The organism is Thalassolituus sp. UBA2590 (assembly GCF_002339775.1).
Lineage (GTDB): Bacteria > Pseudomonadota > Gammaproteobacteria > Pseudomonadales > Oceanobacteraceae > Thalassolituus.
The window spans coordinates 1-7,478 of the sequence record NZ_DDKU01000099.1 but is presented as its reverse complement, the minus strand read 5'-3'; the positions used below and the strand labels follow the sequence as shown (position 1 = coordinate 7,478).

The window sequence follows — 7,478 nt, the reverse complement described above, 5'->3', positions numbered from 1 at the left end:
GAGCCAGAGCCAGAGCCAGAGCAGCCTACGGCTAAGATTTTCGAATTCGAACCCCTGTCTCCATCCCGGGCGGCACAACAGAAGTCTGCGGTTGCAAACCATCTGATTGATCTTTCAGAAGAAGATCACGAAGACACCACCGACGACGAGCTCGATCTTGAAGGCTCTATGCTGATTTCGGACGACGGCATTATTCACGCGCCTTCCAGAAACAACGAGCGCAGAAATAATGACGAAGACGAGCGTCAGCCTGGCGAGTTTCCTGCAGAAGAAACCGAACCGTCTCTAACAGACGACGTCCCTGAGTTTGATGTCAGTAACGTATTAGATGACTCCGACGCAACCTCCGAAGACATCCCGGATGTCATCGCAGACATTATTGCAGCCGATCAGCCTGATCTGCCGACCGACACCCCGGATGAATCGCCGCAGCCATCGACGGATACACCAGAGATTTCCAGCCCGGAATTCACCAGGCCAGACACACAGACGCCTGAGATTGATCTGCCTGATAACGATTCTCCAGAAATAGAGTTCCCTCAGGGAGAACCCGCTGAGCCCGAGCTACCGGAAGAAGCACCTGAGCAGATACCTGACGAGATTCCGCTTCCTGACGTTGAAGAACCAGAAGAACTGCCACCAGCACCGCCTGCGGATATTCCAGCGACCGAACCTGCTGAAGTACCTGATGTGCCAGAGCAAGAAGTACCTTTCATCCCTGAACAGGATGATGACCCGGCACCAATCGACTTTATTACTGACGAACCAGAGAATTCAGGCAGCGTAGACGACGACTTTGCCAGTCTACTCGATGACGCAGTCGCTGAAGCCAGCGACGACAACACCTCACTGGATGAGCTGTTGGAGAACGCCAGTGACGATGACCTGCTTGTCAGCGATCTTACCAGCGACGAAACTCCGGCAACCCAAGAGGCTGATCCCGCCCCGGAAGACGATGACGACGATTTCCTTATCCATGATGATATGGAGCCGGGTGACACCCTTGCTGACCTGATCGGTGAAGACGAGAAATCTCCGACAGAGACCGACGACAGCCTGCTCAACAACCTCGAAGATCTGGTATCAGACGATTACTCGGATATTCTCGCTTCTACACCCGAAGAGCACGATGATAGCCAGTATGAAGACAAATGGGCGCTGGAACTGATCAATCAGGAGCCAGCGACAACTGAAGCTAAAGACGACCTCACAGCACCAGACCTGGATACCATTGAGGCCTTCGAGCAGGGCGAAGAGTTTTCTTTTACTGATATCCACGACAGTAACAGTGGCAAGCAATCTGCAAAAGAGACAAGTTCTGCAGATACGATGGGCGCTGCACTCGCGGATGACAGCTACACAGACGATTACTTCGATAGCTATGTAGACGATTCTGACGAGGATCTGCCCGCAGGGCCTGAGCCGTTCGTCGAAGAAATCGCCTATCCGGAAGCGGGCTTCCCCGAAAGCCCGTCAACACAGCGTGAAAGCGACACCACGTTCGCCAACGTCTCAGAAGCGCAGCACGAAACCGAAACCCTTGATGGAAATCTGAACTTCAGCCAGGGAATCAGTCTCGATATACCAACAGCCGAACTGGACCCACTGGAACTTGAACAACAGCAGAAACCAGGCAGCTATACCGGGCTCTGGTCTTTTGCAGCGGTCGTTATGATTTTGATCGCGGTTGCACAGGTCGGCTGGTTCCGCATGGACACCCTGGCTAAAAATGATCAGCTGCGCCCACTCTACTCCGCTGTCTGTGACCTTGCCGGATGCACACTGCCGGGGATTCAGGACACTAGCCTGATTCGCGCTGCAAACACAGTATTCAACCCGCACCGCAGTATTGCCGATGCGCTAGTCATCGATACTCTGCTGACCAACAGCGCGGGATATGCACAGCCTTACCCTGATCTTGAGCTCGAGTTCCGCGACCTCAATGATCGCATTGTTGCCCAGCGCACCTTCTCTCCCGAAGAGTACCTCGCGGGTGACGTCATGCCCGGTGACCTGATGCCTTCCCGCGTGCCGGTTCACATAGCAATCGAAGTCATTAACCCGGGCCCTGAGGCCGTCAGTCGCCAGATTTACATACGCCCCAACCAGTAAAAGTCAATGCTGAAATTGCGCAAAATATGCGCAGTTTTCCCTTTATTCACAAAGGGGTTGGGAGTATCATAGCGCCTCTTTTTCAGCACACTTTTTAACCAGAAGGCCACCGTCTTCTATGCCCTCAATTGGCCCTTACACGCTACCGAACCCCGTGGTTCTGGCTCCTATGGCGGGAGTCACCGACCGCCCGTTCCGCCAGCTCTGCAGAGAACTGGGCGCTGGACTGGTTGTGGGTGAAATGGTCTCTGGCAAGCCTGAACTGCGCAATACGCGTAAGTCAAAGCTGCGCCTGGATCATACGGGTGAGCCGGAACCGATTGCAGTTCAGATCGTCGGTGGTGATCCGGAAATCATGGCCAACAGCGCCCGCTTCAATGTTGAGAACGGTGCTCAGATCATCGACATCAATATGGGCTGTCCGGCGAAGAAAGTGTGCAATAAGGCTGCGGGCTCCGCATTACTGCGCGATGAAGCTCTGGTGAAAGATATATTGCAGGCCACGGTGGAAGCCGTCGATGTACCCGTCAGTCTGAAAATACGCACCGGCTGGAGCCCTGACTCCCGTAATGCGGTGCGTATCGCTGAGATTGCAGAAGCAGCAGGTATTGTATCTCTGGCAGTCCACGGACGGACCCGGGCATGTGGCTACGCCAACACCGTTGAATACGACACCATTCGTAATGTTAAAGCGAGCACCTCGTTACCTGTGTTCGCAAACGGCGATATCACCAATGCCCGCAAGGCCGCCGAAGTCATGCAATACACCGGCGCCGACGGCGTATTGATCGGCCGCGCCGCTCAGGGGCAACCCTGGATTTTCAGAGAAGTCGTTCATTTCCTGAACACCGGCAATGAACTCGCAGCGCCAGACCTGCACGAGGTAGAAACCATCCTCCAGCGTCATCTGGTTTCTCTCTACGATTTTTACGGTGAGTACTTAGGGGTACGCATCGCACGGAAACATGTCAGCTGGTACCTGAAAAGCCAGCCGGGTAACAGTTTCCGGAAAAAGTTTAATCAATTAGACAGTCCCACCGCACAGATGGAATCCATTGCGGAGTATTTCCGGGACCCATCGTTAAGGAAGGAAGCAGCAGCATGAGCTCAGAAGCAATTATCAGACAGGTTGAACCAGTGACAGAACCAGCGAACTCCGAGAACCATTTCACCACCATCGCAGACTCCACACACACGCTGCGTGAGAGCGTAGAGATCGCGCTCAAGAATTATTTTGATGCTATGGACGGCCAGCCAGTATCTGAACTCTACGAAATGGTTCTGGCAGAAGTTGAAGCGCCGCTTCTGGAAACTGTTATGCGTTACACCCGCGACAACCAGACCAAAGCGTCTATCGTGCTGGGCCTCAACCGCGGCACACTGCGTAAGAAACTCAAGCAATACGGCATGCTCTGAGCAGCACCCAATAAAAGATTTTCAGACGGCTGAGATACTCAGCCGTTTTCACTTCCCGACTAGTTAAGATGACAATGACTGAAATCACACAAATCCGACGCGCCCTTATCAGCGTTTCTGACAAAACCGGAATCGTAGAATTCGCTTACGCACTGACTCAGGCAGGTGTAGAAATCCTGTCAACGGGCGGTACTTACAAACTGCTGGTTGATAACAATATCCCGGCCGTTGAAGTGTCAGACTACACAGAATTTCCTGAAATGATGGACGGCCGTGTAAAAACACTGCATCCAAAAATTCACGGTGGCATTCTTGGTCGTCGCGGTCAGGATGATGAAGTCATGCACGAGCACCACATCAACCCGATTGATCTGGTGGTTGTGAACCTCTACCCGTTTGCAGCGACTGTTGCCCGCCCTGATTGCGACCTGCCCCTGGCGATTGAAAACATCGATATCGGTGGTCCGACCATGGTGCGTTCAGCAGCGAAGAACAACGCCCACGTTGGTATCGTCGTAAACGCCTCTGATTACGATCAGGTACTGCAGGAAATCAATGCTCACCAGGGCCTGACGGCCAAACTGCGTTTCGACCTGGCACTGAAAGCCTTCGAACACACAGCAGCTTATGACGGCATGATTGCTAACTACCTGGGCACCATCGACCAGACAGCTGAAGTACTGAGCGTTGATGAGCGTGACGCCTTCCCGCGTACATTCAACAGCCAGTTCATTAAAACGCAGGACATGCGTTACGGTGAGAACCCACACCAGAAAGCGGCCTTCTACGTAGAAGCCAACCCAGCGGAAGCATCCATCGCTACTGCCAAGCAGATTCAGGGCAAAGAGCTGTCTTACAACAACGTTGCTGACACTGATGCGGCACTGGAATGCGTTAAGTCATTCACTAAACCAGCCTGTGTGATCGTTAAACACGCGAACCCATGTGGTGTTGCTGTTGTACCTGATGATGAAGGCGGTATCCGCAAAGCCTACGATCTGGCTTACGCAACCGACAGCGAATCAGCTTTCGGTGGCATCATTGCCTTCAACCGTGAACTCGACGGCGAAACTGCACAAGCCATCGTTGACCGTCAGTTTGTTGAAGTCATCATCGCACCAAAAGTCTCTGCCGAAGCTATCGCAGTTGTAGAAGCGAAGAAGAACGTTCGTCTGCTTGAGTGCGGCGAATGGTCTGCGGAACGCGTTGAAGGTTTCGACTACAAGCGCGTAAATGGCGGCCTGCTGGTTCAGGACCGTGATAACGGCATGATCACCAAAGACGACCTGAAAGTCGTGACTAAGCGTGCACCAAGTGAAGCCGAACTCAACGACCTGATTTTCGCCTGGAAAGTCGCTAAGTTCGTTAAATCAAACGCCATCATCTACGCCAAAGACCGTCAGACTGTTGGTGTAGGCGCTGGCCAGATGAGTCGCGTAAACTCTGCACGTATCGCTGCAATTAAAGCAGAGCACGCAGGTCTGCAGGTTGAAGGTGCGGTGATGGCATCAGATGCCTTCTTCCCGTTCCGCGACGGTATCGATAATGCGGCAAAAGCGGGTATTAAAGCGATTATTCAGCCGGGTGGCTCGATTCGTGATGAGGAAGTGATTGCTGCTGCCGACGAGGCTGGTATCGCAATGGTGTTTACAGGTATGCGCCACTTCCGTCACTAATTCGGAGCTACTGCGTAGATAACGCTTCTGCACCGTAGGAGCTGCTTCTTTGAAAAATAAAGGAAGCGAACGAGTTTAAGCGGTGTGAAATAAAAATTTTGCGGCAACGAATTTAATCTGGTGTCGCGTTGAAAAGAATTGGGCGTTGTAGCCCCGGGAGATGAAAGGTTTCTGAGCAAGGCAAAACCTGAGGAAAAAGCGGAGTGTACTTTAGTACATGAGCATTTTGACGAAGGTTTTAACACCGCTCAGGAGCGTTTCAGACCCGCAATAAGAGAAGTCAGCTATGAAAATCTTAGTAATTGGCAGCGGCGGTCGTGAACATGCTCTAGCCTGGAAGGCGTTACAATCTCCGCTGGTTGAAAAAGTATTCGTTGCTCCGGGCAACGCTGGTTCAGCCATCGAAGAAAACATCGAGAACATCGCCATCGACGTATTGGACTTCGATGCGCTCGAAGCCTTCGCCAAAGAAAACGACATTGGTCTGACCATTGTTGGCCCAGAAGCTCCGTTAGTTGATGGTGTGGTTGATCAGTTTGAAGCCGCTGGCCTGAAAATCTTTGGCCCTAAAAAAGGTGCTGCGCAGCTGGAAGGTTCCAAAGCCTTCACCAAAGATTTCCTGGCACGTCACAAAATCCCAACGGCGGAATACCAGAACTTCACAGACGTTGAGCCAGCACTGGCTTACCTGCGAGAAAAAGGCGCGCCTATCGTTGTTAAAGCCGACGGGCTTGCTGCGGGTAAAGGCGTGATCGTTGCCGAAACTCTTGAGCAGGCTGAAGAGGCTGTGAAAGACATGCTGTCTGGCAACGCCTTTGGTGATGCAGGCTGCCGTGTTGTAATCGAAGAGTTCCTCGCTGGCGAAGAAGCGTCTTTCATTGTGATGGTCGATGGCAAAAACGTGCTGCCAATGGCCACCAGCCAGGACCACAAACGCGTTGGCGATAAAGACACAGGCCCTAACACCGGTGGTATGGGTGCCTATTCTCCAGCACCTGTTGTCACACCAGAAATTGATGCCCGCATCATGAAAGAAGTCATCATGCCGACCGTGGAAGGCATGGCCGCTGAAGGCAACGACTACACAGGTTTCCTGTACGCTGGTCTGATGATCGACGAGTCTGGTGCGCCTAAAGTAATCGAATACAACTGTCGCTTCGGTGATCCAGAAACTCAGCCAATCATGCTGCGTATGCAGTCCGATATGGTGGCTCACTGTCTCGCCGCTCTGGAAGGCAAGCTGGATTCTGAAACTGCCAAGTGGGACCCACGTCCTGCACTGGGTGTGGTTCTGGCAGCCGCAGGCTACCCAGCGGATTACCCGAAAGGTGATGTCATCTCTCTGCCAGAGAACGACGGTACCGACCGTAAGGTTTTCCATGCTGGCACTAAGTTGAACGACAAAGGTGAAGTGGTTACGGCCGGTGGTCGTGTACTGTGTGCAACGGCTTTGGGTAACAGCGTCAGCGAAGCTCAGGCGCAAGCTTACGAGCTGGTGAAACTGGTCTCATGGGAAGGCATGTTCTGCCGCTCTGATATCGGTTACCGTGCAGTAGCACGCGAGAAAGAGAACGGCTAACGCCGACTACCCAAGCAGGGCCAGTAACTTGCTGGCCCTGTCTTATCGCTAATGCCTGTCTGGCTGGCTAAACGCCACGCTCTATAGTGAGGGATCACTGCAGTAATGACCGCTCAACAATTCTTCCATCGTATTTTCCGGGTTCTGGTTCTGCCGGTCATGTTGTTACTGGTCGCTCTGCGTGCTTCTGCGCTTGGCCCAATTATTCTGCCCGAGGGTTCTTTCAGTCAGACCATCACACCTTACACGTCTTTCTATGAGGACAAATCAGCTTCTCTGACTCTGCCTCAGATACTGGCCAGTGACCGACAACTCAGCTTCACCCCAACGCACACGATATCCCTGAAACGCGGAGTTAACTCCGGAGTCGTCTGGATAAGAATGTCAGTCTTAAATCCATTCGCTCAGGAAATGGACACCATACTGACCCTGTCGAACTCACGAATCGACTCGGTGCGTATCTTCAATATCTCTGACACTGAACGTCCGCTGGAGCTGAATGCACCTCAACCCCAGGGGTCGTTAAGTCAGGCACACGTTTTCAGCCTGAATGTAGAGAGTAAGGCCACAAACAGTTATCTGATCCGCCTCGAAACTGATGCCATAATGGCAACCCGCATCGCCCTCAAAAGCCTGGATCAGTTCAACCTTGTAGAGCGTATCAGTAACCTGTTGACCGGGGCGCTCCTTGGGTT

Annotated in this window: 6 protein-coding genes; all 6 read left to right on the top strand. The window is 52.7% G+C overall.

What is annotated here, in order from left to right:
- Positions 1–2,112 (top strand): DUF3426 domain-containing protein (locus B2067_RS09030; RefSeq protein ID WP_301388189.1); only part of this gene is annotated, 2,112 nt, incomplete at its 5' end.
- 118 nt (positions 2,113–2,230) lie between these two features.
- Entirely contained in the window at positions 2,231–3,217 is a 987-nt protein-coding gene (dusB, locus tag B2067_RS09025) for a tRNA dihydrouridine synthase DusB (protein ID WP_301388188.1), read from the top strand.
- Positions 3,214–3,528: a DNA-binding transcriptional regulator Fis gene (fis, locus tag B2067_RS09020; RefSeq protein WP_068439928.1), complete on the top strand. Its 315-nt coding sequence runs from the start codon at positions 3,214–3,216 to the stop codon at positions 3,526–3,528. Before dusB ends, fis begins: the two co-directional genes overlap by 4 nt.
- A 74-nt stretch (positions 3,529–3,602) precedes the next feature.
- Positions 3,603–5,204 (top strand): bifunctional phosphoribosylaminoimidazolecarboxamide formyltransferase/IMP cyclohydrolase, encoded by a 1,602-nt coding sequence (gene purH / locus B2067_RS09015; protein WP_068440107.1) that lies wholly within the window; start codon positions 3,603–3,605, stop codon positions 5,202–5,204.
- Positions 5,205–5,490: 286 nt separating this feature from the next.
- Positions 5,491–6,783 (top strand): phosphoribosylamine--glycine ligase, encoded by a 1,293-nt coding sequence (purD, locus tag B2067_RS09010; protein WP_301388187.1) that lies wholly within the window; start codon positions 5,491–5,493, stop codon positions 6,781–6,783.
- Between the two features lie 105 nt (positions 6,784–6,888).
- The coding region (locus B2067_RS09005) for a 7TMR-DISMED2 domain-containing protein (RefSeq protein WP_301388185.1) at positions 6,889–7,478 on the top strand (590 nt) is incomplete at its 3' end.